This is a genomic window from Streptomyces sp. NPDC104202, assembly GCF_055584185.1.
Genome location: NZ_JBVJMN010000069.1, coordinates 1 through 23,443, shown reverse-complemented (window position 1 = coordinate 23,443; position 23,443 = coordinate 1). Strand labels below are relative to the sequence as shown.

25 protein-coding genes are annotated in these 23,443 nt (G+C 73.7%); 9 read left to right on the top strand and 16 right to left on the bottom strand.

What is annotated here, in order from left to right:
• Positions 1-85 precede the first annotated feature (85 nt).
• Entirely contained in the window at positions 86-316 is a 231-nt protein-coding gene (locus ACZ60W_RS32015; RefSeq protein WP_469758901.1) for a hypervirulence associated TUDOR domain-containing protein, read from the bottom strand.
• A 177-nt stretch (positions 317-493) separates the two neighbouring features.
• Between ACZ60W_RS32015 and ACZ60W_RS32010 the strand changes: the two genes are divergently transcribed.
• Both ACZ60W_RS32010 and ACZ60W_RS32005 read left to right on the top strand, forming a co-directional pair.
• Positions 494-856 (top strand): DUF1304 domain-containing protein, encoded by a 363-nt coding sequence (locus tag ACZ60W_RS32010; protein WP_469758900.1) that lies wholly within the window; start codon positions 494-496, stop codon positions 854-856.
• Positions 853-1,419, top strand: coding sequence for a TetR/AcrR family transcriptional regulator (locus tag ACZ60W_RS32005; protein ID WP_469758899.1), 567 nt, complete (start codon positions 853-855; stop codon positions 1,417-1,419). Before ACZ60W_RS32010 ends, ACZ60W_RS32005 begins: the two co-directional genes overlap by 4 nt.
• A 108-nt stretch (positions 1,420-1,527) precedes the next feature.
• Here the strand turns inward: ACZ60W_RS32005 and ACZ60W_RS32000 are convergent, their stop codons facing one another.
• Positions 1,528-2,460: a hypothetical protein gene (locus tag ACZ60W_RS32000; RefSeq protein ID WP_469758898.1), complete on the bottom strand. Its 933-nt coding sequence runs from the start codon at positions 2,458-2,460 to the stop codon at positions 1,528-1,530.
• A gap of 159 nt (positions 2,461-2,619) precedes the next feature.
• On the opposite strand from ACZ60W_RS32000, the gene ACZ60W_RS31995 reads away from it, so the two are divergent.
• Entirely contained in the window at positions 2,620-3,048 is a 429-nt protein-coding gene (locus ACZ60W_RS31995) for a protein-tyrosine phosphatase family protein (protein WP_469758897.1), read from the top strand.
• 66 nt (positions 3,049-3,114) lie between these two features.
• On the opposite strand, the gene ACZ60W_RS31990 is transcribed toward ACZ60W_RS31995, so the two are convergent.
• Positions 3,115-4,242 carry an NADH:flavin oxidoreductase gene (locus ACZ60W_RS31990; protein ID WP_469758896.1) on the bottom strand — a complete coding sequence of 376 codons (1,128 nt, stop codon included), beginning with the start codon at positions 4,240-4,242 and terminating at the stop codon, positions 3,115-3,117.
• Positions 4,243-4,359: 117 nt separating this feature from the next.
• Between ACZ60W_RS31990 and ACZ60W_RS31985 the strand changes: the two genes are divergently transcribed.
• Entirely contained in the window at positions 4,360-4,794 is a 435-nt protein-coding gene (locus ACZ60W_RS31985; RefSeq protein ID WP_469758895.1) for a MarR family winged helix-turn-helix transcriptional regulator, read from the top strand.
• Between the two features lie 147 nt (positions 4,795-4,941).
• Here the strand turns inward: ACZ60W_RS31985 and ACZ60W_RS31980 are convergent, their stop codons facing one another.
• From ACZ60W_RS31980 to ACZ60W_RS31955, 6 genes are all read right to left on the bottom strand, one after another.
• Positions 4,942-6,354, bottom strand: a complete 1,413-nt coding sequence (locus ACZ60W_RS31980; RefSeq protein WP_469758894.1) for a HAMP domain-containing sensor histidine kinase — start codon at positions 6,352-6,354, stop codon at positions 4,942-4,944.
• A 204-nt stretch (positions 6,355-6,558) separates the two neighbouring features.
• Positions 6,559-7,137, bottom strand: a complete 579-nt coding sequence (locus ACZ60W_RS31975) for a hypothetical protein (RefSeq protein WP_469758893.1) — start codon at positions 7,135-7,137, stop codon at positions 6,559-6,561.
• Positions 7,138-7,339: 202 nt separating this feature from the next.
• A complete protein-coding gene (locus ACZ60W_RS31970) occupies positions 7,340-8,122 on the bottom strand; it encodes a cytochrome c biogenesis CcdA family protein (RefSeq protein ID WP_469758892.1) in 783 nt (260 codons plus the stop codon).
• Positions 8,119-8,715 (bottom strand): TlpA family protein disulfide reductase, encoded by a 597-nt coding sequence (locus ACZ60W_RS31965; protein WP_469758891.1) that lies wholly within the window; start codon positions 8,713-8,715, stop codon positions 8,119-8,121. Before ACZ60W_RS31965 ends, ACZ60W_RS31970 begins: the two co-directional genes overlap by 4 nt.
• Entirely contained in the window at positions 8,715-9,512 is a 798-nt protein-coding gene (locus ACZ60W_RS31960) for a thioredoxin family protein (RefSeq protein WP_469758890.1), read from the bottom strand. The genes ACZ60W_RS31965 and ACZ60W_RS31960 overlap by 1 nt, the downstream gene beginning before the upstream one ends.
• Positions 9,513-9,771: 259 nt before the next feature.
• Positions 9,772-10,329 carry a hypothetical protein gene (locus ACZ60W_RS31955; protein ID WP_469758889.1) on the bottom strand — a complete coding sequence of 186 codons (558 nt, stop codon included), beginning with the start codon at positions 10,327-10,329 and terminating at the stop codon, positions 9,772-9,774.
• A gap of 322 nt (positions 10,330-10,651) precedes the next feature.
• On the opposite strand from ACZ60W_RS31955, the gene ACZ60W_RS31950 reads away from it, so the two are divergent.
• Entirely contained in the window at positions 10,652-11,458 is an 807-nt protein-coding gene (locus ACZ60W_RS31950) for a CAP domain-containing protein (RefSeq protein WP_469758888.1), read from the top strand.
• Between the two features lie 9 nt (positions 11,459-11,467).
• Here the strand turns inward: ACZ60W_RS31950 and ACZ60W_RS31945 are convergent, their stop codons facing one another.
• The gene (locus ACZ60W_RS31945; protein ID WP_469758887.1) at positions 11,468-12,175 is read right to left on the bottom strand and encodes a response regulator transcription factor; all 708 of its coding nucleotides are present in this window, start codon (positions 12,173-12,175) and stop codon (positions 11,468-11,470) included.
• A gap of 205 nt (positions 12,176-12,380) precedes the next feature.
• Here ACZ60W_RS31945 and ACZ60W_RS31940 point away from each other — a divergent pair, with 205 nt between their 5' ends.
• The gene (locus ACZ60W_RS31940) at positions 12,381-13,895 is read left to right on the top strand and encodes an MFS transporter (RefSeq protein WP_469758886.1); all 1,515 of its coding nucleotides are present in this window, start codon (positions 12,381-12,383) and stop codon (positions 13,893-13,895) included.
• Positions 13,896-14,042: 147 nt separating this feature from the next.
• Here the strand turns inward: ACZ60W_RS31940 and ACZ60W_RS31935 are convergent, their stop codons facing one another.
• Positions 14,043-15,446, bottom strand: coding sequence for a DUF7507 domain-containing protein (locus tag ACZ60W_RS31935; protein ID WP_469758885.1), 1,404 nt, complete (start codon positions 15,444-15,446; stop codon positions 14,043-14,045).
• A 673-nt stretch (positions 15,447-16,119) separates the two neighbouring features.
• Positions 16,120-16,512: a hypothetical protein gene (locus tag ACZ60W_RS31930; RefSeq protein ID WP_469758884.1), complete on the bottom strand. Its 393-nt coding sequence runs from the start codon at positions 16,510-16,512 to the stop codon at positions 16,120-16,122.
• 496 nt (positions 16,513-17,008) lie between these two features.
• Here ACZ60W_RS31930 and ACZ60W_RS31925 point away from each other — a divergent pair, with 496 nt between their 5' ends.
• On the top strand, positions 17,009-17,407 hold the full coding sequence (locus tag ACZ60W_RS31925) for an effector-associated constant component EACC1 (RefSeq protein WP_469758883.1): 399 nt from the start codon (positions 17,009-17,011) through the stop codon (positions 17,405-17,407).
• The gene (locus ACZ60W_RS31920) at positions 17,407-19,089 is read left to right on the top strand and encodes a caspase, EACC1-associated type (RefSeq protein ID WP_469758882.1); all 1,683 of its coding nucleotides are present in this window, start codon (positions 17,407-17,409) and stop codon (positions 19,087-19,089) included. The genes ACZ60W_RS31925 and ACZ60W_RS31920 overlap by 1 nt, the downstream gene beginning before the upstream one ends.
• A gap of 53 nt (positions 19,090-19,142) precedes the next feature.
• Here the strand turns inward: ACZ60W_RS31920 and ACZ60W_RS31915 are convergent, their stop codons facing one another.
• A complete protein-coding gene (locus tag ACZ60W_RS31915) occupies positions 19,143-20,219 on the bottom strand; it encodes a hypothetical protein (protein WP_469758881.1) in 1,077 nt (358 codons plus the stop codon).
• A 99-nt stretch (positions 20,220-20,318) separates the two neighbouring features.
• On the opposite strand from ACZ60W_RS31915, the gene ACZ60W_RS31910 reads away from it, so the two are divergent.
• Entirely contained in the window at positions 20,319-20,693 is a 375-nt protein-coding gene (locus ACZ60W_RS31910; RefSeq protein WP_469758880.1) for a hypothetical protein, read from the top strand.
• Between the two features lie 25 nt (positions 20,694-20,718).
• On the opposite strand, the gene ACZ60W_RS31905 is transcribed toward ACZ60W_RS31910, so the two are convergent.
• From ACZ60W_RS31905 to ACZ60W_RS31895, 3 genes are all read right to left on the bottom strand, one after another.
• Positions 20,719-21,003 (bottom strand): hypothetical protein, encoded by a 285-nt coding sequence (locus ACZ60W_RS31905; protein WP_469758879.1) that lies wholly within the window; start codon positions 21,001-21,003, stop codon positions 20,719-20,721.
• Between the two features lie 276 nt (positions 21,004-21,279).
• Complete coding sequence (locus tag ACZ60W_RS31900; protein ID WP_469758878.1) at positions 21,280-22,152, bottom strand: SGNH/GDSL hydrolase family protein; 873 nt, start codon at positions 22,150-22,152, stop codon at positions 21,280-21,282.
• Positions 22,153-22,705: 553 nt separating this feature from the next.
• Positions 22,706-23,329: a helix-turn-helix domain-containing protein gene (locus ACZ60W_RS31895; RefSeq protein WP_469758877.1), complete on the bottom strand. Its 624-nt coding sequence runs from the start codon at positions 23,327-23,329 to the stop codon at positions 22,706-22,708.
• Positions 23,330-23,443 lie beyond the last annotated feature (114 nt).

The window sequence follows — 23,443 nt, the reverse complement described above, 5'->3', positions numbered from 1 at the left end:
CTTCCCCGTCCGACGGCCGGCCGACCGGTGACCGCCGGGCGCCGTCGCGGAACCCGTGCCGGTCGTCGTCGGTCGTGGCGGGCCCCTACCCGTTCTTCCTCAGAGCGGATGCCTTGTGGACCGCCGACCGGCCGGAGGCGTCGCTCCTCACCCGGTACTGCGGCTCGTCGGGGGACGCGTCGACCGTGCGGCCGGCCTCCTTCGTGCGGCCGGTGATCTTCTTCTCCACCGTGCCGGTCGTCCGGTGCCCGTGGCTGCGCCAGGACACCTTGTCGCCCTTGGACAGGCCCCGTCCGCCGGAAGAGCTCTTCGCCATGACCCTCGCCTCCTTCTCCCGCACCGTCAGCGGCTTCCCGCGCCTCCCAGATCCATGCGGCGCTTCTCCGGCTCGCGCGGCGCGCTCTCCCGACGGACCGGAACCCCGGAGACTTCATGGACACATGTCCAGGTATTCTGGACGCATGTCCAGTATCTCTCGAAGGGTGCACCACTGATGGAGACCACCGCGAACGTGCTGACAGGGCTGGTGGCAGCCCTGCACGCCTACATCCTGGTTTTGGAGATGTTCCTGTGGGAGAAGCGGCCGGGACGGAAGCTGTCCGGCTTCGACGCCCCGCTCGCCCGCGCCACCGCGCCGCTCGCCGCGAACCAGGGGCTCTACAACGGCTTCCTCGCCGCCGGACTCGTGTGGGCGCTGATCGCCGCGGACCCGACCGGATTCCAGGCCAAGGTCTTCTTCCTCTCGTGCGTGGTCGTCGCTGGGCTGTACGGCGGACTCACCGCCAACCGCCGCATCCTGGTCGCCCAGGCCCTGCCCGGCGCGATCGCGCTCGGCGCCGTCCTGCTCGCACGGTGATCCCCGTACCGGAGGACCCCAGGGTGGCGCGCACCCGGGCACGGCTGCGCCAGGCGCTCCTGGACGAGTGCGCCGACCGGCCGCTCGCACAGGTCAGCGTCGCGACGCTGGTGCGCCGGGCCGGAGTGGGGCGTGCGACCTTCTACCTCCACTACACCGACCTGGAGGCGCTCGCCGTCGACGCCTGCGCCGACGTCGTGCGCGAGGCCGTGGACGCGCTGCACGCCTGGCGGGGCACGCCCGACCCCACCACCCCGCCCCCCGCGCTGCCCGCCTTCTTCGAGCGGATCGCCCCGCACACGGCTCTCTACCGGGAACTGCTGCGCCCCGGCGGCAGCGGACCGCTCGGCCTCGTCCTCCACCACGAGCTGCGCGACCGCAGCCGTACCGAACGCGCCCTCGCGGGCGCCCCCGAACCCGACCTGGTCGCCTCGGCCGTGGCCGCCGCCTTCGCGGGCGTCCTGGCCGACTGGCTCCACGGACTGATCGAGGCGACGCCCGCGCAGATCGCCGAACGGGTCTGGCGCCTCCTGGTCAACCTCCACCGCACGCCGCTGAGATGACGGCGGACGCCGGCGAGACCCGCGTGCGCGCGAGGCTCGCCGGCCGTGGAGGAGCGCCCGCCGCTTCGGACGTGCGGTCACGACGGCCGGACCGAGCGGCCCGTGGGGTCAGAAGCGGCGCCACTCCCGGCCGGCCGTCACGTCACGGGCGATGCGCTCCCACTCTCCCTCACCGCCGGGCAGCGGCCACGCCCAGGTCGGCCGGCGCCCGGTGGTCAGCTCGTTCAGGGCGCGGACGAGCGCCGGGCCGGCGGAGGCGGCGCCGTCCGGTACGCCGGGGCCGTGACCGGCGCGCAGGCCGGCGAAGCGCGCCAGTTCGGACGCGTAGGCGTCGGCGGCCTCGTCGACGCCCGCGGTCAGGGCGTCGCGCGGCGCCGTGCGGTGCAGGTACAGCAGCGGTGGCTCGACGGACGCGGAGAGCGCCGCGGCGAGCCGCGCGTGCCCGTCCAGGATCACGTGGCAGTCGAGACCGCTGACCCACCACAACAGCACGGGAGGAAGCGTCCCGTCCCGCGCCTGCTTGCGGTACGCCTTGACCCGCCCGTCGTCGGGACCTGGCATCGGCCGCAGCGGCAGGACCTCCCAGGAGTGGGAGTGGAGGAACCATTCGACGTATCCGGCCGGATGCCCGTCGACGAGCAGCGAGCCCCAGTGCTCGGCGTGCGAGGTGGCGGCGTCGCGACCGCGGAGGAGCGGACCGTCGCGCGACAACAGCCAACGCCCCTCGTGCAGGGGGCCGTCCGGCGAGTCGACGAGGTGCCGGGCGAAGCGGTGGGCCCACCGCTGCGGCACGCCCGCCCGCGTGCGCGCCTCGTCGGCGCGCAACGGGGGGACGGGGGAGCGGTACGCGTCACCGCGCCGGAAGTCGACCCCGTCGAGCTGCTCCTCCACGACGGCGAGCAGCACCGGCCGTCCCTGCTGGGAGAGCAACAGCCGCCGTCCCGCGGTGAAGACGCACAGCCCGGGGCGGGGGTGGCCGTCGACGTCCAGGGACAGTCCCGTCCATGTGCCGTCGTCCCCGGTGACCTCGTCGCGCCGCATGCGCCGAGCGTAGACGGCGTGCCCGGGAGGGGGTGTACGTCCCGCCTCCCACCGCGCCGGAACAGCGCGCCCGGCGTGGCCCGGCGCCGGGCCGGTGGCCGCCCCGTCCGAAGCCGCTCGCCGGCCCCTTCGTGCGGTGCACCGGACTACGCTCGCCCCATGACTGCTGTATGGGAACCCACCGAGGCGGGTGTACTGCGGCTGCCCTCGGGCCGGCTCGTCCGCGGCCGGGGGCTGCGCCGGCCCATTCCGCCGGGTGCGCGGCCCACCTTCGCGCTGTACCTGCTCGGCCACCGGCCGCCCCCGGTCGACTGGGAGAGCCGCTGGCTCCGCTGGCCGGACTTCCGGCTGCCGTCCGATCGCGCCGCGACCGCCGACGCGCTGCGCGAGGCGTGGGCGCGTGCCGAGGGCGAGCGCGTCGAGGTCGCCTGCGCCGGCGGGCGGGGGCGGACCGGCACCGCGCTGGCGTGCCTCGCCGTGCTCGACGGGGTACCCCGCGACGAGGCCGTGGCCTACGTCCGTGAGCACTACGCCCCCCGCGCCGTCGAGACGCCCTGGCAGCGCCGCTACGTCGCGCGCTTTCCTTGAGACCGGCGCCGGGCAGGGGCGGCCGACGCCCTGGGGACGGCCTGCCCCTGCCCGGCGAGAAACCCCCTAGCTCAGGGTCTGCACCGCGGCCGCGTCGTACGGCTTGAGCTCGTCGGTGCGTCCGGCGAGGACCTTCGCCGCCCACTCCGGGTCCTGGAGCAGCGCGCGGCCGATGGCGACCATGTCGAACTCGTCGCGCTCCAGGCGGTCGAGGAGGTCGTCGATGCCCTGGACCGGGGCGCCCTGGCCGGCGAAGGCGTGGAGGAAGTCGCCGTCGAGGCCGACCGAGCCGACGGTGATGGTGGGCTTGCCGGTGAGCTTCTTCGTCCAGCCCGCGAGGTTGAGGTCCGAGTCCTCGAACTCGGGGATCCAGTGACGGCGGGTGGAGGCGTGGAAGACGTCGACGCCGGCGGCGGAGAGCGGGGCGAGGATCGCCTCCAGCTCCTGCGGCGTCTCGGCGAGCCGCGCGTCGTACGCGTCCTGCTTCCACTGCGAGTAGCGGAAGATCACCGGGAAGTCGGACGAGACGGACGCGCGCACGGCCGCCACGATCTCGGCCGCGAACTTCGTGCGGGCCACCGGGTCGCCGCCGTAGGCGTCGGTGCGGCGGTTCGTCCCCGCCCACAGGAACTGGTCCAGGAGGTAGCCGTGCGCGCCGTGCAGCTCGACGCCGTCGAAGCCGATGCGCTCGGCGGCGGCCGCGGCCTCGGCGAAGGCGCCGATGACGTCGTCCAGGTCGCCCTGGGTCATGGCCTTGCCCGTGCCCTCGGTCCCGTCGGTGCGGATGCCGGAGGGGCCCATCGCCGGGGCGTCGGCGTAGGGAGCCTGGCCCTGCTTGCGCACCATGCCGATGTGCCAGAGCTGGGGCACGATCGTGCCGCCCGCCGCGTGCACGTCCTCGGCGACCTTCGCCCAGCCGGCGAGCTGCTCCTCCCCGTGGAACCGCGGCACGCGGTCGCTCTGCCCGGCCGAGTCGTGGCCGACGTAGGTGCCCTCGGTGACGATCAGGCCGACACCGGCGGCGGCGCGGCGGGCGTAGTACGACCGCACGTCCTCGCCGGGGATGCCGCCGGGGGAGAACATGCGCGTCATCGGTGCCATGGCGATGCGGTTCGGGACGGTCAGGCCGTTCAGCGTGACGGGCCGGGAAAGGATCTCGGCCGCACGGGAGGTGGGGGACGCGGTGACGGTCACAGGGACGCTCCTCGGGGCAACTACTTGACTACCTTGATGCTTGATAACTTCATGCAATAGGGCGACCGTAGAGCCCGTTCCTTGAGGTAGTCAAGTATCTCCGGCTAAAGTGGTCCCATGACAGAAGCTCCCCGCGTCGACACGGCCCAGCTCATGGAGCTGCTCTCCGTCTCCCTCGGCGTCTACTACGGCGATTTCACCGTCGCGGCGGCGAGCGAGAACCTCACGGCGAGCCAGGGCAAGGCCCTGACCGTGCTGCGCCGGGGACCCGCCGCGATGCGCTCCCTGGCCGAGACCATGACCTGCGACGCCTCCAACATGACCGGGATCATCGACCGGCTGGAGAAGCGCGGCCTGGTGCGCCGTGAGCCCGACGCCGCCGACCGGCGCGTCAAGAACGTCATCCTCACCGCCGAGGGCGAGCGCGTCACCGACGCGATCCGCGCGAAGATGCACACCACGCGCGAGGGCCTGGAGGGGCTGAGCGCCGAGGACCGGGACTCCCTGTCCGCCCTCCTGGAACGCGTCTTCGTGACGCCGTCCGCCGGCTGACTCCCCACGCGCAGCTCGCAGGCCGACTCCTCGCCCGCACCTCGCATGCCCGCCGATGGAGTCGGCCTCCGCGCGTCCCCGCACTGAGTCCGCATCCCGTACGCCCGCCGCCTGAGCCCGCCGGACTCCGGCGGGCCCCGGGGCCCGTCAGTCGCCCGCCGTGCCCGGCGCGGTCCTGGCCGCGCTCGCCCTCCGGCCCCGGCGGCGCGAGCGCGGACGCCCCGGCGCCGGGGCCGTCGACAGCTGGAACGTGACCGACACCCGGGCACCGCCCAGGGGGCCGCGCGTGATGCGGACGGAGCCCCGGGCGGCGAGGGCAGCGCGGCGGGTGATGTCGAGCCCGAGACCTGTGGAGCCCGTACTCCCGCCGCGGGCGAGGGCGCCGTCCGGGTCGGCGATGCCGGGACCGGCGTCGTGGACGGTCAGTTCCACGGTGTGGGCGGTGCGGCACACGGACACCTCCAGGGCCGTGCCCCGGGAGGTGTACCGGAAGACATTGCCCACGAGCGCGTCCACGACGGCCGTGATGTCCGCTTCGGGCAGGTGGACGGGGGTCGTCTCGTCCGTGATCTGCAGCGCGCAGGGACGGTCCTGCTGCCCCGCCAGCACGGCCCAGAAGGCGGCCCGCCGCCGGACGACGTCGGCCACCTCGCAGTGGTCCCCGCCGTCCCCTGGCCCGTCGGCGGAGTCCTCGCCCCGCAGCGCCCGGCCCATCGGGCCGACCGAGAGCGGCGTACGCGCCTCGGCGATGATCGCGTTGAGCTCCCGCTCCAGCTCGGCGACGGCCGTCCGGATGCGCCCGGTGTCGGCGCTCGGCGCGATCCGCTCGACCGCCAGGTGCAGCGCGGTCAGCGGGGTGCGCAGCCGGTGGGACAGGTCCGCGACCAGTTCCCGCTCGACGGCGAGCAGGTCCGTCATGCGGTCGGCCATGGTGTTGAAGGCCGTGCCCGCCTCCTTGAGCTCCGGCGGCCCCTTGGGCTGGACGCGGGTGTCGAGGCTGCCCGTGCCGAGCCGGCGCGACGCCTCGGCCAGTCGCTTCGCCGCCGTGACGACGGCGGAGCCGAGGCGGTCGGCGACGAGGACGGAGCCGCCGAGCAGGACGACCGCGAGACCGGCCATGACGCTCCACGACAGGACGACACCGCGCGTCAGGTCGTCGTCGGGCACGAAGTTCTCCACCACCGCGACCCGGTCCTGGGGCAGGATCACCGGCTGCAGGTAGATCCAGCCGCCGGGCACGTCCCGCGAGATGGACTCGCGTTCCTCCTCGGCCCGGCCCAGCAGTTCCGGCGGCGCGTGCCCCGCGCCGCCGACCGTGCTGTGGTCCGGCAGGTGGATGACCATGTGCTCGGCCGCCCGCAGTCCCGCCCCCGCCTCGCGCAGCTCGGCCGCGTCCGTGGTGAGCGCCAGGATCGGCGCCATCGCCGCCGCGCTCTGCTCGGCGGCCGTGATGCTCTGCTCACGGGCGAGCGACATCACCAGCAGCCCCAGCGGGATCAGGAACGACAGCGCCACCATCGACGTGACGGCGAGGGCCACCCCCGCGAGGGAGCGCCTCACCGTGAGGCCGCGGACTCGGCACGGCGTCTTCGGGGCCCTCGGTTCACGGGTGCAGCGCTCCAACGGGTAGCCGTGCGCCCAGCGCCACGGTGGGGGTTCGGGTTCCGGAGTCCGGTCGGCCGGGCCGCCGGAGGCTCTCCCGGTACGGCTCCTCCGGGGAGGGGCGTACGCGTCACCGGCCCCGTGATCCGCGACGACGGGCCGTCAGGAGGCGGCGAACGACAGGCCGTCCTCGCCGGTGCGCAGGGACACCGGCCGGTCGGCCACCGGGATCGTACACCCCTCGGTCGAACTGCAGCTCGCGTAGCCGATCAGCACCTTCGCCGCGCCCGGACCGGTCGCCCGGATCGGCAGCGTGACCGTGACGGGGCCGTCGGGGTAGACCGGCACGGCGGCGCGCACACCCGGCACCGTGATGCTCTTGACCGGCTTGTCCACCGTCATCTCACCGGCGGTGGCGACCGAACCGACGGGACGGAGCGCGGTCGGCCGTCCCACCCCTTCCACGCCGTCGGCGGGCAGCGAGGTGCTGTAGAGGTGGAAGCCGGCTTCGTCGGGCGTGAACGTGGCGACCAGCGTGCCCGCGTCGGACTTCCAGTCGGCCACGCTCAGCCGGACGGTCACGCCGTTCTCGTTGAACTCCGTCACGGCGGCGGCCCGCGCCGGCGCCGCCTCCTGCCCGCAGCCGGTCAGCGAGGCGGCGGCCAGGAGCGCGGCGGCCGCCCGGCCGAGGCCCGTGCGCGCTGCGCGGGGGAGACGGGAAGCCGGGTGCGGAGAGGTCATGGTGCGTCTCATGTCGTCGTACTTCGTCTTTCTCGGGTTGCGGAGAGAGGAGGGGGCGGCGCCGGCCGGGGGCGGTACCGGTGTGCTCGGGGCGGCGCGCGGTGCGGCAGTTCGGGACGAGGTGGCTGCGCGGCACCTCGATGCGGGGTGCCGCGTGGCGCCGGGGACGGGGCGGACTGCGTGGCGCTGCGGTACGGCCGGCCTACAGGGCCGCGGTCGTCCCCTGCAGCCGTACCTGCAGCGCGTACACCAGGTCGGACCAGAGCCCGGTGACCAGCAGGACGCCGACGAGGACGAGGAGTGCGCCGCCGGCCCGCATGACGGTCCCGTGGTGGTTCCTGACCCAGCGGAAGGCGCGCAGGGCCCGCTGGAAGGCGAGCGCGGTGAGCAGGAAGGGCGCCCCGAGCCCCACGCAGTAGCAGATCATGAGGAGGGCGCCCCGCCCGGCGCTGGCCTCGTTCCAGGCCAGGGCCTGGACGGCGGCCAGGGTCGGGCCGATGCAGGGGGTCCAGCCCACGCCGAAGACGATGCCCCGGAGGGGCGCGCCGGCCAGGCCGAAGGAGGGGCGGCGGCTGCTGCGCAGCTCGCGCTGGGTGAAGCCGGGCAGCCAGCCCGCGAACGCCAGGCCCATGACGATGGTGAACAGGCCGAGGACCAGCGTGATGCCGTCCTGGTGGGCGAGCAGGTTCCGCCCCACGAAACCGAACAGGGCGCCGCCCGACACCAGGACGCCGCTGAATCCCAGGACGAACAGGGCCGCTCCGGCGACCATCCGCCCGCGCCGGCCGCCGTCCGCCTCGGCGAGGTCGGACACCGACAGGCTGGTGACGTACGACAGGTAGCCGGGGACGAGCGGCAGGACGCACGGGGAGAGGAAGGACACCAGGCCCGCGGCGACGGCCACCGGCACGGCGAGGAGCAGGGTGCCCGACACCGCGCCGGCGGCCGGCCCGGAGGCGAGCTCCGTCCAGGCGGGGCCGGTCACGCGTCCTCCCCGGCGACCTGCTCCACGAGGGGCTCCAGCAGCGCGCGGGTGACGGGACCGGAGACGGCGACGGCGATCCGCCCCTGCCGGTCGACGACCAGGGTGGACGGGATGGCCTGCGGGTTGAGCAGCGCGGGCGGGAAGGCCAGTAGCAGCTTCCCGTCGGGATCATGGATGCTCGGGTACCGAAGTCCGTAGGTCCGCTCGAACTCCCGGGCCGGTCCGGTGGAACGGTCACGGACATCGACGCCCAGGAGCTCCACCCCGCGCGGCGCCGCCGCGACGCGCAGCGCCTCCAGGTCGGCGGCCTCGGCGCGGCAGGGGGCACACCAGGAGCCCCACACGTTCAGGACGACGACCTTGCCGCGGTACGAGCGCAGCGCCAGCTCCTCGCCCGCGAGGCCCCGGCCCGAGGTGTCGGGTGCGGCGGGGCGTTCGGCGACCGGCAGGACCGTCGCGGTCTCGGCGGTGCCGGCCCCCGGCGCGCCGCCGCCCGGCCCGGCCGCGGCGGCGTCGCACCCGGTGGCCGCGAGGGCGAGGAGGAGGAGCACGGCGGCCGCCGACGCGCCGCGTCCGTGGCCGCGGGCCGTCATCAGGCCCACTTCCGCAGGAACGCCCCGAGGCCGGACTCGCTCAGCTCGGGATTGCCGGTCGAGTGCGTCTCGGTGACGACCTTGCCGTTGCCGTCGAGGACGACCAGCACCGGCATCTTGTACGCGCCCTCGCCGGTGCAGTAGTCGCGCAGGAGGTCGAAGGCGGCGGAGTCCTGGCTGCCGATGTCGACCTTGACCACGTGGTACGAGGCGTCCAGGAGCGCCCCGACGCCGCTCGTGGCGAAGACCCGGTCGGCGGCCTTGCAGTTGCCGCACCAGTTCGCGCCGAAGTCGATCAGCACCTTCTTGCCGTCGGCCTTGGCGGCGGCGACCGCCGCCCTGACGGCCCCACGGGCGTCCGCCCCGGTCGGGTATCCGCTGGTGAAGCCCGAATCGCCGGACACCGGAGCGCTCTTCTTCGGGGCCGGCGTGGCCGGGGCGGGGGCGGCCGTCGTCCTGGCGGGGCGCGGCGCCGCCTCGGTCGTCGCCGCGGGCCGCTTGGCCACCAGGGAGGACGTGGAGGGCGCCGGGCGGGACGTCGGCGGAACCGATCTCGGGGCGGTGGTGGGAGGGGCGGACGACGTCGCCGCCTCCATGGGTTCCGGGTCGCCGGTGCTCCGGTCGCCGGGCAGGTCGGGGACCGCCGCCACGGACACGTTCTGTGCCGCGTCGTTCTTCGAGCCGCCGACCCCGCAGGCCGTGGCGACGGCCGCGGAGGCGACCGTGAGGGAGACGGCCGAGAGGCGGACGAGGCCCTGGAGGCCGGCGGTGCGTTGTCTGCGCCGGTGTGCGGCCATGACGGATCAACCCCTTGAGTCGGTGAGCTCTCCGGGGGCCTGGAAGCGGCCGGTGCCGGAGCGGGACCAGGACGCGGCCCGGCGTCCTGTCCGCCGGGTCCGGAGCGATCGTCCTGACCGACCGTGAGCCTAGGGGCGGGAGAGACGTCCCGGGGCGTCCTGAGGCCACCCATCAGGCACGCTTAAGGAACTGCACAGGTTCGCGGTCACGAGCCCGCCACCAGGGGTTCTCCGCCCGGGCGCCGCAGGGCCCGAGGACTCACAGCCGGGTCTCGCGCACGCCGGCCTGCGCCGTGGGCACGACGGTCGCCGTGATCTGCGAACGGTGGTCGTCGCTGGTGAAGACGACCACCAGGGTGCCGGGATCGCTCTGGCTGGTGCTCGTGCGGAACCCCGGATCGGGCACGGCGGAGACGAAGCACACGCTGTCGCGGCCGTACTGGACGGTGACCTTGCCCCCCTCGGACGGAACGGTGTGCAGCCCGGGTCCCCCGGTGCACTTCGGAGCCGAGAGCCGGGGCGTGGAGGTGACGGGCGCCCGGGTGGCCGAGGGAGACGGCGAGGGCGTACGCGGGGCCGGCGGCGGAGCCGAGGAGGGCGCGGGCGTGGTGGCGGGCGTCTTCGGGGCGGTGGCGACGGACGAGGCCGGCACCCCGACGCGTACGGACGGGGAGGGGTACACCGCCTGGACCGACCGCGCGGCGGGCGGGGTCGGTCGGGTCAGGCCGATGACGAAGTACACCGTCAGCATCACCGCGGTGACGCTGGCCGCGGTGCACGACAGCCATATGAGGAGATAGCGCAGGAGGCGTGGCACCGGATCAGTGTGGCCGACGCCCATGCCGGCACCCACCCCGCCCTCGCACGGAGCAGCCCCGCCCTTCCCCGCGGAGCCGCCGCGACCGGCGCCCCCCACCTGGGGACCTGTCCCGCGCCGGTACCGAACCTGAGCCGTTGCTTAGGTCTGCCTGAGCGCATCCCTCAGACGGCGTCCTCGCAGCTCCGGCACGCCTACGCTCCCGTCACACGGCCTCCGGCGGACCTTCGCCGCCGCGTGCGGCCCACCCCGCCCGAAACGGCCCCGGGCCGCTTCCGCCGGGCTCCCCACCCCGCCCGTACCCCTCCTGGAGGAACCCGAGATGAGTCCCCGAGCCGCCCACGGACGCCGTGGTCACCGAGCCCCGCGCCGCCCCCGCTTCAGGGCCGCCGTGGCGGGCATCGGCACCCTGGCCGTCGCCGCCGTCTGCCTGGCGGGCACCGAACTCGTCGGCTCCGCGCACGACATGGCCGACACCGCCACCCTCGGCAGCGGCTCGCCCGACCCGACCGCGACCACCACGCCGCCGCCCGCCCCGACGGCCCCGTCCGTCGCCCCGCGCACGCCTACGACCGCCTCCGCCCCGTCGACGCCGCCCACGGCGACCCCGCCGCCCTCGGTCACCGCCCAGGCGGCGAGACCCTCCGCGGCACCCCGCCCGCACAAGCCCAGGCCCGCGCCTCCGGCCACCGGGAAACCGCCGGCCACCGCCCCCGACGGCGGGACGCGCCCGGCGGGCGGCAGCGAGGCCCAGGAGGTCGTCCGCCTCGTGAACGCCGAGCGTGCCGCGGCCGGCTGCGAGGCCCTGACCGTCGACGCGGACCTCACCGAGGCGGCCCAGGACTACACCGACGCCATGGCCGCCACCGGCAACTTCTCCCACACGGGAACCGACGGCTCCCAGCCGCAGGACCGCATCGAGGCGGCCGGCTACACCTGGTCACGGTCCGGCGAGAACATCGCCAAGGGACAGGACGACGCCGCCGCCGTCATGGACGCCTGGATGCACAGCCCCGGACACCGGGCCAACATCCTCGACTGCGGTTTCATCGAGATCGGCGTCGGCGTCAGCTCCGACGGCGGCCCCTGGTGGACCCAGGACTTCGGCACGCCGTCCTCCCAGGAGTGAGCGCCCCCCTCAGTGCGGCGCCACCAGCTTGATGCCCACCCCGCGCACGGTGCGCAGATAGCGCGGGGCCGAGGCCCGCTCGCCGAGCTTGCGGCGCAGGGCGGACACGTGCACGTCGATGGTCTGGTCCTCGATGTATGCCTCCTGCCAGACCTCAGCGAGCAGCCGGCGCCGGGACACCACCGTGCCGGCGTGCCGGGCCAGAAAGGCCAGCAGGTCGAACTCCCGCCGCGTGAGGACCAGTTCACGCCCCGCCAGATACGCCGAGCGCGCCGGCGGGTCCACGGTCAGCTCCCCGACCGTCACCGCACCCGACGGATCGGCGGGCGGAGCCTGCCCGGCGACGGCGGCGGGGACGGCGGTCCGCCGCAGCACCGCAGAGAGCCGGGCCAGGAGCTGCGCCCCGGAGAACGGCTTGACCAGGTAGTCGTCGGCGCCCGCGTTGAGGAGCTTGACGATCTCGCTCTCGTCGTCGCGGGCGGTCGCGACCACCACGGGCACGTTCGAGATGCCGCGGATCATCCGCAGCGCGTCGCCGCCGTCGAGATCCGGCAGCCCGAGGTCGAGCACCACCGCGTCCAGCGCGCCCTGCGCGACCTCGCGCAGCGCGCCGAACCCGTCGCCCGTGCTGCGCACCGCATGGCCGTGCTCCGCGAGGATCTCCATCAGCGAGGCACGGATGCTGGGGTCGTCTTCGACCACGAGTACGCAGGGCATGGCGGACACCCTACAACCGGCCGTGCGTCCCGCGGACGGCCCTCACCGCAGCCCGGTCCCGCGCCCGTGACCTGCCGCGACCCGGGCGAGCGCGGGTGCCGGCGGCCCCCGCGTACGGCCGTACCGGAGACGGCGTCCGGATCTCCGCAGGCATGACCCCACCGCAGCGGGGCAGCCGCAGTAAGGCGCCCGAGGAGAGGGAGTCATGACCGAAGACACGACGCGGGACACGTCCGTACCCGCAGCCACAGGAACCGTGACCACGGCCGTCCCGGCCCGACTGGACCGCCTGCCCTGGTCGCGCTGGCACTGGATGATCGTGATCGGCCTCGGGACCGTCTGGATCCTGGACGGCCTCGAAGTCACCATCGTCGGCAACATCGCCGGCCGGCTCGCCGAGAGCGGCAGCGGCCTCGACATCACCGCCGCCCAGGTGACCGGAACGGCCGCCGCCCTGTACGTCGCCGGCGCCTGCTCCGGAGCCCTCTTCTTCGGCTGGCTGACCGACCGCTACGGTCGCAAGAAGCTGTTCATGGTGACGCTGGCCGTCTACCTGGGAGCCACGGCCCTCACCGCCCTGTCGATGGAATCCTGGTGGTTCTTCCTCTTCCGCTTCCTGACCGGATTCGGGATCGGCGGCGAGTACGCGGCCATCAACTCGGCGATCGACGAGCTGATCCCCTCCCTCTACCGCGGCCGGGTCGACCTCATCATCAACGGCAGCTACTGGCTCGGCGCCATCGGCGGAGCCCTGCTCTCCATCGTGATGCTGGACACCGACATCTTCGCCCTCGACATGGGCTGGCGGCTCAGCTTCGCCCTAGGCGTCGTGCTTGGTCTGGTGATCCTGCTGGTCCGACGGCACGTCCCCGAGAGCCCACGATGGCAGTTCATCCACGGACGCGGCGAGGAGGCGGAGAAACTCGTCTCCACCGTCGAGCGCGAGGTCGAGGAGGAGCACGGCCGCCCGCTGCCGGAGCCCGCGGGCGAGATCACCATCCACCAGCGCCGCAGCATCGGCTTCGGACTCATCGCGAAGACCGTCTTCCGCCGCTACCCGCGCCGCGCCGTCCTCGGCCTCTCCCTCTTCATCGGCCAGGCGTTCCTCTACAACGCGATCACCTTCGGCTTCGGCACCATCCTCTCGACCTTCTTCGACGTGCCCACCGGGCAGACGGGCTACTACTTCGCCGTCATCGCCGCGGGCAACTTCCTCGGCCCGCTGTTCCTCGGCCGGCTCTTCGACACCGTCGGCCGCCGCGTCATGATCTCGTCCACCTACCTCCTCTCCGGCGTCCTGCTCTTCGGCACGGCATGGCTGTTCGGCAGCGGCGTGCTCAGCGCCACCACGCTCACGGCCTGCTGGTGCGTCGTGCTGTTCTTCGCCTCGGCCGGCGCGTCGAGCGCCTACCTCACCGTCTCCGAGGTCTTCCCGATGGAGACCCGCGCCATGGCCATCGCCTTCTTCTACGCGATCGGCACCGCGGCCGGCGGCATCAGCGGCCCGCTGATCTTCGCCAAGCTCACCGAGTCCGGCATCCCGTCGGAGACCGTCCTCGCCTTCCAGATCGGCGCCGGCCTCATGTGCGCCGCCGGACTCGTCGCGGCCTTCCTCGCGGTCAAGGCCGAACGCCGCTCCCTGGAGGACATCGCCGAGCCCCTCTCGACGGCCCCCGCCGAGGCGTCCGGCACGTCCGAGACGGCTCCGCCCCGCACCTGACGGAGCCGTACCCGGCCCCCCGGCGCCGGGAACGGAGAGCCGTACCCGCCCCCACGCGACGGGAGCCGGGGGCTGAGCGGCGGCCGAGCCGCACCGGCGGAACGGCCGCCGCTCACCTGACTGTCCGCCGCTCAGCCCCCGGTGTTCTCAGGAACGGGGCACGCAGGGGGCGCAGCACGTCGGCGCGGGCTCCACGCAGACGGTCACGGAGTCGGTGTTGTCGGACGGGTCGGGGTCCTTCTCCGCCCCCGTGACGGTGGCCGTGTTGGTCAGCCGGGCGGCCCTGGTGGCCTTCGCCCGCAGGGTCAGGGTGGCGCGGGCCCCGACGGCCAGTCCGCCGACGGACCACTGCCCGGTCTCCGGGACGTAGGCACCGGCGCTCGCGTCGGCGGACAGGAAGACGAGTCCGTTCGGGAGCCGGTCGGCGACCGACACCCCCGTCGCCGGACTGGGACCGGCGTTGTGGACGGTCAGCCGGTAGGTCACCGTCTGACCGACGGTCACGGACGTCACGTCGGCCGCCTTGGTCACGTCCAGGTCCGCCGCCGGCCGCACCTCGGTCACGGCCTCGTCGGACGTGGACGTCAGCGGCTCGGGGGCGTCACCCAGCCGGTTCTCGTAGGCGGCGACGGCGGTGTTCACCACCCGCGTGCCCGCCGTCTCCAGCCCGAGGGTCACCCGGTACTCGACGGTCGTCCCCTCCGGAAGCGAGGCCGTGTTGGCCAGACTGCCGCCCTGCGACGCCGAGGCTCCCGTCCCGAGCCGGAAGACGACCGTGTCGCTCGCGGCGTCGTACGCCGCCTGGTCGTCACCCGCCCGGTCGCTCTTCACGCCGGCGTTCGGACCGTCGATGACCCGGAGCGAACCGGGTACGTACGTCGTCCCCGGCGGCAGCACGTCCGTCACCGTCAGGCGCTCGGCGGCCCCACCCCCCTCGTTCCTGGCCGTGATCCGGTACGTGACGACGTCCCCGACGTCCAACGGCCCTTCCGGCACGGCGGTCTTGGTCAGCACCACCAGCGGCGCCGTACCGAAGAACACCCCGTCCAGGAAGTTGCCGATGCCCCGGTTTCCCCCGGCCGCCGACACCGAGCGGAAGGCGAAGCGCGTCGTGCCCTGCCCGGCCGGCACCGTGTACGTGCCCGTGTAGTACCCCCACGCCGTGTTCCCGTCGGTGAAGGAACGCTGCTCCACCACGCTCCCCGGCGCCCCGATGTCCAGCGCCATGGTGTCCTGCCCCTGCCGGCCCCGGTGGTAGAGCCGCCAGTACAGCTTCGTGCCCGGCGTGGTCGGCAAGTCCTGGTAGAGCGTGGACACCTGATTGGCGTTCAGCTCCGCGAACTGCTCGCCCTCCGCGGACGGCACGCCGTTGAATCCCGAATGCCACAGCTCGACCATGTGGTCGGTCGCCGTGGTCAGCCACCCCGGGACGTGCCGCGGCGCCTGTGTCTGCGACGCGTCCGGCAGAAACGCCATGTCGGTCACGGCCGGCTGCTCGAAGCTCCCGTTCACGAGAGCGACCCGAAGCGGGACGGAAGGAGGTGTGCTCATGGTGACATCTCCGATCGTTCGACGGTGCGCGTGGGGCCCGCCGTCCCCGTACAGCGGGACGTGAGCCCGGAACGCCCGTAGCTCACCGTCCCCGCCGCGCCCGGTACAGCGCCCCCGGAGCGGTCCCGGCCACCTCCGCCCGTCGGGTTTACCCGCACCGCCCCCCGACCGCTACGGCACCGCCACCCCACGCCACCTCCCTCCGGCACCCCCGCTCGTCTCTCCCGTCCCCGCCCTCACCCCCGCCCCTTCCGCACTGACCGGATGGCACGGCCTTCTGGCATCCACCCGCCACCAGAACGATGAATCGACGGTCATGAGATTGACGCACGTCTGTTCCCGGCGCTGTGTCCGTCAGGGGCTCGGACCGGCGGAGGCCGCCGTTCGCGGAGGCGCCTCCCTCGTCGGCCGCGCGGCCCCGCCGAAGGCCGGGCCCTGGTCCTGTCACGGCTCTTTTCGGGCTTTTTCGGTGATCCAGGCGCTCTGGTGTCATTTTGCGACGAAGCGGGAGGAGAACCGGACATCTTCGCCGCACCACGTGCCGTCGTGTGAGCGAACTGCGTAGGTTCTGAGAGCGGTTCGGGGTGCTTCGCGGCACTTCGGCCTCGCACCCGTGAGTCCGCCACCCTGTCACCCACGCCGGGGAGAGTCCGAGATCGACCCGCGCACCGCGTCACCACCGGGCGCGCACCACCCCGTCATCGTCCGGCAGGACTCCGCAGAACAGCGGGTGGCGATCCTCCCTCCCCAGGGGAAGAGCACAGGCCGCCCGGGCGCCGGCGACGTGCGCGGCCAGCACCTCCCGCTTCGTCTCGAAGACGACCAGGTGGCCGATCGTCCCGTCGTCCGCCTCCCAGACGAACTCCACGTCTTCCTCCTCGGGCAGCGTGGCGATGACCCCGCCGACGTCCGGGGTCAGGTCCGGCCAGACGGTCAGCAGGCCGCGCGGCCCGAGGCCGGCACGTGCCCGGTCGAGGCTCCCCGGCGAGAGGCGATGCCAGCGGGTCGCGTTGCCGAGGTACGCCTCCTCGAGGAGCAGGGCCCCCGTGAGGCGACGGCTTCGCACACGCGCGTCCAGATCCCCTCGTCCGCCGGCTCCGCCACCCCCTCTCCGCCGGTCTCGGCCCCGTCGTGGTAGCCGGTGAGGTCGGGCGGGAAGAGCGCGCCGAGGACGTGCCCCGTCACCGGCAGCTCCAGACCGAAGTGGACGGGGCCCGTGACCGAGGGGTCGCGGATCTCCCACCGGTCGATCCCCGAGGCTCCGGCGAAGGCGGCGATCGCCGCCAGGTACGCCGCCTCGACGGGCCCGTGATCGCTCTCCGTGTCCTCGGTGCCGGTGTAGTGCCCGGACGCGTCCCAGTCGGCGGGTCGTATTTCGTGATCCGGTGGACGAAGGGTGGCGGCACGGATCTCCTCGATGCGTGGTCGTGAGTCGCACTCCCGGGACCGAAGGGTGGGCCCCGATCGCGCGGGGCGCGAGCTTCGCGGGTGCCCGAGCCTCAAGCTTCGCAGGTCAGAGCCCATTTGAGCGAGTTCGGGGACCGGGGGCTGATCGTGGACCTATGCTGCGATGCGTCAGGGCGCGACGGATGCTTGGGGGCGCGGTGGGGGAGTACGGCATCAGGGTCACGGGGGAAGCGCAGGACGTCGACCGGGAGTTGCGGTCCCTTGCCCGCTGGCTCCGCGACGACGAAGCCATCCGGACGTCGGCCCTCGTCAGGCTGACCCAGGCGCCGCCTGGTCCCGGCGAGATGGGGGGCGCCTTCGACGTCGTCCAGCTCGTGGTCGACAGCGGCTTTCAGCTGGGCAACCTCGCCCTCGCGTACGCGGCCTGGCGCGGCAGCCGCTCCCGGCCGCCGGCCGTGACGATCGAGCACCGGGGGCGCCGGGTCACCCTCGACACGACCGACCCCGACGAGCTCGCGAGGATCCTCGCGGCGCTGGGCGAGGACGGGGCCTGATGCCGGAGGCGCCCGACCTCCTCGTGGGAGAGCGGTCGCGGGCCGTCCTGGTGGGTACCGGGAGCTACACCCACCTGCACGACCTGCCGGCGGTGGCGAACAACCTGTGGGGCCTGAACAGCCTGGTCACCGGTGCGGCACACCTCGGCATTCCCGCGGAGAACGCCACGGTCATCCTCGATCCCCGGACCCCCAGCGAGGTGCTCAAACCGCTGCGACAGGCGGCGGAGGAGGCCACCGACACGCTGATCGTGTACTACGCGGGGCACGGCCTCCAGGACGAGGACGACCTCGATCTCCACCTCGGACTGGTCGACTCGCACGTGGACTCACCCGAGGACTCACTGGCGTACTCGGCCGTCCGCAAAGCCGTCCTGAGGACCCGGGCCAGACGCCGGATCGTCATCCTGGACAGCTGCTTCAGCGGGCTGGCGATGGGGGCGATGTCCGACCCGGCGCAGACCCTCGCCGGACAGGCCGCGATCGAGGGCGTGTACCTGATGTGCTCCGCCGCTCCCACGGCCGCGGCGCTCGCCCAGCCCGGCGAGCCGTACACGGCCTTCACCGAGCAGCTCATCACCGTCCTGAAGCACGGAATCGAGGACGGCCCCGAATTCGTCACGCTGGACGGGGCGTTCAGTGACGTCAGGGGACGACTCGTCGCGCGGAAGCGGCCCGTCCCACGGCGGCAGGTCCGGGAGTCGATCGGCGGTCTGGTGCTCGTCCGCAACGCGCGGCACATCCCGACGTCTCCGTACACCGCGTACGTGCCGGGGCCGGGCTCCGGATTCCCGGCGGGCGCGGCGGCGGCGCCCCAGAGCCGTGACGGTGCGCTGGTCCTCGCCTCGCGCTACCGCATGGGCGCGCTGCTGGGGCGCGGTGGAATGGCCGAGGTGAGAGAGGCGCACGACGACCGGCTCGACCGGGCCGTGGCGATCAAGCTGCTCCGCCAGGACCTCGCCCGTGACCCGGGCTTCCAGGCGCGGTTCCGTCAGGAAGCCCGGTCCACCGCCTCGCTGAACCACCCCTCCATCGTGGCCGTCCACGACACCGGCGAGGAGGACATCGACGGGGTTCTCGTGCCGTACATCGTCATGGAGAAGGTGTACGGGAAAACCCTGCGGTACTGGCTCGACTCCGGTGTGCGCTTCCCCCTCCGGGACGTCCTCCTCGTCGGGGCGAGCCTCCTGCGGGCCCTGGACCACTCCCATGCCGGCGGCATCGTCCACCGGGACGTCAAGCCCGCCAACGTCATGGTCATGCTCACGGGCGAGATCAAGGTGATGGACTTCGGCATCGCCCAGACGCTCGCGGACACACAGCGGCAGACGGGCGGTGTCACGGCGACGGTGATCGGTACAGCCCAGTACCTCTCCCCGGAGGCGGCGCTGGGTGGCACCGTGGACACACGGACGGACCTCTACTCCACCGGCTGCGTCCTGTACGAAATGCTCGCCGGCAGGCCCCCGTTCGTCGACGCCTCGCCGATCCGAGTCGCCGAGGCGCACGTGAAAGAGCAGCCGGATCCGCCCTCGGCACACGCCCCCGGCATCCCGGCGGAGGTGGACGCGCTGCTGCTGCGAGCCCTCGCCAAGTCCCCGGACGACCGCTTCGGGTCGGGCGAGGAGATGGCGGCGGCGTTGGACGACATGGTCCGGCTCCTGGACCGGCGGACAGTCTGACACTGACCGGGAGTCCGTACCGGCTCGATCCGCCCCGCGGACGGCCGCCGGGCTCAGGACCCGCCCGGCGCCCCGCCCGGGGCGATGTGCGCGAACCAGCTCCGCGTCTCGTCCGCGGTCAGGACCCGGGTCAGCGTGGCCGTACCGGGAAGGTGCGGGAAGAACCGGTCGGCGTTCCAGCTGCGCCGGTAGGCCGGCTCGTCGAGCACGAGAAGGCGGCGCCCCTCGACCACCGGGATGTCGTCCGGCTGCCCTTCGTTCCAGATCCGCGCGCCGTCCGGGGCGACGAGCTCGAACGCCCCCGTGACCACGGTCCCCGTGGTCCCCCGGGCGGGCTCCGGGTCGGTGGCCAGGCGGACGCTCTCCGCCGACGGCCTGACGCCGGGAACGTGCCCGCCGCCGACGAGGACGTGGGCGAGCAGGGTGTGCAACTGGAAGTTGTCACCGATCCCCCCGATGCGTATCTCGAACCCGGTGCCGGTGGGCCGGTGCAGCACCACGAGCTGCTCGTCGTCGAGCACCGACAGCGCGTAGACGAGGCACTTCAGGTCGTGCCGCCGGAGAGCCGCCAGCTCGCGGCAGACGGGAAGGAGGGCGGCCGCGTACCGACGGCGCACCTCGGTGCTGCGGCACAGCACGGCCAGCGCGGGCGGCTGCCACTGCTCGATCGCGCACCAGGCCAGGGCCAGGCGCGTGGCCTCGAAAGCGTCGCCGCCCAGACGCTCCAGCAGGGCGTCGTCGATGATCCTCTCGTCCGGCTCCGGCAGCTCGGCTCCGGCCGATCCCGTGGCGTTCCAGCGGCGGGCGAATTCCACGGCGTCGACCAGGTCCCGACGGACCGCGTCGAGGATCGGCTCCGCGCAGGCCATCGGATCCGCCCCGTGCTCGACGCAGAACCCGGCCGCCATCGCCAGCATCGGCTGCGGTCCGTGGGGTGGGAACGCGGGGAGCAGCGCCGCCAGCCGTGGTCCCGCCAGGACCCGTTCAGGGTCCGACGCCGACTGCACGCCGTCGACGACGGCGATGAACGCGCGCTCGGTGCGGCGGCCGTCCTGAGCCGCCGTCGCCTCTTCCAGCCGGGACACGGCGGCTGCGAGGTCCGGAGCCTTCTGCTTCCTCTTGAAGATCACCGGCACACCCTAGGGGGTGCCTTGCCGAAGGCGGGGGTCGCCCCTACCGGACAGCGCGGCGCGGGTGGCCCGGTCGTCCGGCCTGGGTAGGCTCCGGGGATGGAGCGAGCTGAGATCCTGAAGCGAGTGATCGGCATCCTGACGGAGGCCCAGGAGATCCGCCGATTCGTGGAGGAGGACTACGACGGCGCTCCCGAGCCGGCATCGGAGCTCGAACCCCGCATGGTCATGCATATGTTGAACGAGATGCTCCCCTCCATCAGGGTCCCGGCCGACGCCACCCCACAGGAGGTCGCACACCTCCTGGCCACCGCCCTCGGCCCGTCGCTGCACACCATGGTCTCGGGATTCACCCTCGCCTTCACCAGTCTCGCCATCGCACACGACGAGGGGCGCGCTGACGTCTCCTCGCTCGAGGTGCTGCAGACCCTCGCACTCCAGGTCGAGGCAGGCCGCTTCGACGACGGCGCCTGAGGGTCCTCCCTGACTGCCTTCGTGTTCAGTTCCAGTTGAACGTGCGGGCCACGAATTCCAAGCTCAGCCGCGGGATCTGCGGATCGCGATCGGCTGGTGGTATCGGTCCCGCCGTGGCCGCCGATATCGCTTCTCCAGGCGGGGACTCGGGCTCCTCCGCCAAGACGAACAGCGATTCCGTGGCGGCCGGTTCGAAGAGGGCTACGTCCTTGAGTGCTTCCTGCACCGACGCCTGTCGTCCTCCCTGGTGGCGCTCGCACGGGCCGCCACCGGACGGGATCACGCACGGCTTGCCCTTGGCGTTGGGCACCCGGCACCGCACCACCGGGTCATGGGTGTGACATAACCCCGAAGGCCGGGCCTCGATCTGGCACCGGCCCCCTTTCCTGGTCGCCGCACGGCACTGACTGCTCATGACAAGGGAGGCTACCCGGCGCCTTCCGGAGGCGGGGCATCCCTGGTGCCGTGGGCTCGCAGTGCGTGGTGTCGCCCGCGCCGGCACGAGGAGGGACCGGGTCGGAGCGCGCGGCTCGGTGGGGCCGGGACGTCTGCACCGCCCGGGCCCGGTCTCATGCCCCGCGGCCGGTCAGTGCGGGGCCGCGGCGGTGCGGACGGCGTTCGCGAGGGCCGTTCCGTAGGCGTAGGAGCCGATGGCGTTGGGGTGGAGCGGGAAGGCGTCGCGCGCCGAGACGGCGCCTTCGATCCACCGGACGGCCGGGGAGGCGCAGGAGTCGTGGCCGGCGCCGGGCGTCGCGGTGTCCACGAAGGTGGCGCCGTGCCGTTCGGCTGCGCGGCGGAGTACGGTGCCCAACGTGTCGACCGAGCCCTGGACGTAGTCGGCGTCCTGGCTCCAGAACGGCTGGACGGGGAAGCAGCCACCGGGGCGGAAGTAGATGCCGTATCCGACGACGAAGATCTTGGCATGGGGTGCGCGCCGGGCGATCGTGTCGAGGACGGTGTCGAACTCGGGCTCCCAGGCGGCGATGGCCGCCGCGTACGTGTCCTTCCCGCCCGCCGTGTGCGTGGCGGCGCAGCTGCGCCCCAGCGGCTCGGGCAGCAGGTTCACGCAGCCGGTGGCGAGGTTGAACAGGCCGGTGTCGTTGCCGCCGATGGTGACGCTGACGATGTCGGTCTGCGGGGAGAGGGCGTCGTACTGGGGTGCCGTGCCCAGGTGCTGGCGGCTCGTCAGGTGCCGGGCGGTGGCGCCGGAGCAGCTGACGTCGGTCAGCGTGGCGCCCAGGAGCGCCGCGGCGACACGAGGGTATCCGGAGAGGGAGCGGATGCACGCGGGGTTCGAGAGGTCCGCCGGCAGGACGAGGGGAGCCGCCGCGAAGGAGTCGCCGAGTGCGACGTACTGGAGCGGGCCTTCGTCGGCCGCCGCCGCTGTGGCGGCGGGACTCGTCAGGGCGGCGGCGCAGAGCGCGGTGACGGCCAGGAGCGCGCGGAGACGTGCCTTCATGGGTGGGGGCCTTTCCGTGGGTGGGTACGAGCGAGGGGGCCGGCGGAGCCGCTGACGCGTGGGAGCCGGTGACGTACGAGAGGTCGGCAGGCCGCTGGGCCTTGTGGGCCGGGAGAGGGCAAGTCGATGGACCGGACGCAGGAGTCGGTGGGGCCGGGCCCGGCGGAGTGACGGCGTGCCAGGTGCCCGCGTCGCCGGTCGGCGACGGTCGTGAGCTGTGGTCTGCGGTGCCTCAGCTTCCGCCACCTGCGGGTGGGGGAGCCATGGGCAAGGGCCCAGTGGGGAGGTGCCCGAGGTGGGCGACGGCACGGCTGCCGACCGGTACGGCGGACAGGGGGAAGCGACGGGCCGGCAGGGCAGGGCGGCGAGGGCCGGCGTGGAGCGGACCAAGGCCCGGTCAGGAGCGGCGGGGGGCCGTTCCTTCGTCCGTGCCCGAGCCCGAGCCCGAGCCCGAGCCCGAGCCCGAGCCCGAGCCCGAGCCCGAGCCCGCGCCCGCCGCCTCGCCCCCGCCCGCGTCCGAGTCCGAGCCCGATTCCGGGGCCGAGTCCCAGCGTCAGCGGCCGAGTTCCAGGGCTCTCAACGCCAGTGCCCAGCCCAGGCGTGCCTCGCCGGAGTCGGCGGGCCAGCCGCTCAGTTCGGCGATGCGGCCGATGCGATTGAGGATGGTGTTGCGGTGGCAGAACAGCGCGGACGCGGCGGCGGGTGCGGAGCAGCCCGAGTCCAGCCACACGCGCAGCGTGTCGAGCAGCACGTCGCGCTCGGCACCGGCGTGGAGCACGCCGCCGAGGTAGTGGGCGGTGAGACGGTCGGCGATCTCGGGTTCCGCGCCGAGCGCGGCGTGCATCAGCCGGTCCTCCAGGCGGGCCACCTGTCCGCTGCCGGGCCGCAGCGTGTCGAGCGCCCGGCGGGCCAGACGTACGCCTTGCGCGGCGTCGGCGAGATGCTCGAAGGCCGGCGAGATGCCGCTCCGGCACACCCGCTGGGCGCGGAGTACCTCCTCCAGCGTCTCCAGGCCGTCCGTCCTGAGTCGTACCAGGCCGGCGACGGTCCCCTCGCGGGGCCGCCAGTACGACCAGAGCCCGCGGGCCTCCAGGGGCGGCGCGGGGTCGGGCGGCGAGGACGGGTCGTGCGCGTCCTGGGCGATGACGACGACGGCGTAGCGGGCCTGGAGGGGCACGCCGAGCGGGGGGGGGGGGGGGGGGGGAAGAGAGGGGGGGGGGGGGGGGGGGGGGGGGGGGGCAGCTAACCGAAGACGAATAAAGAGGGAACCCCCAGGCTTTGGCTTCCCCCC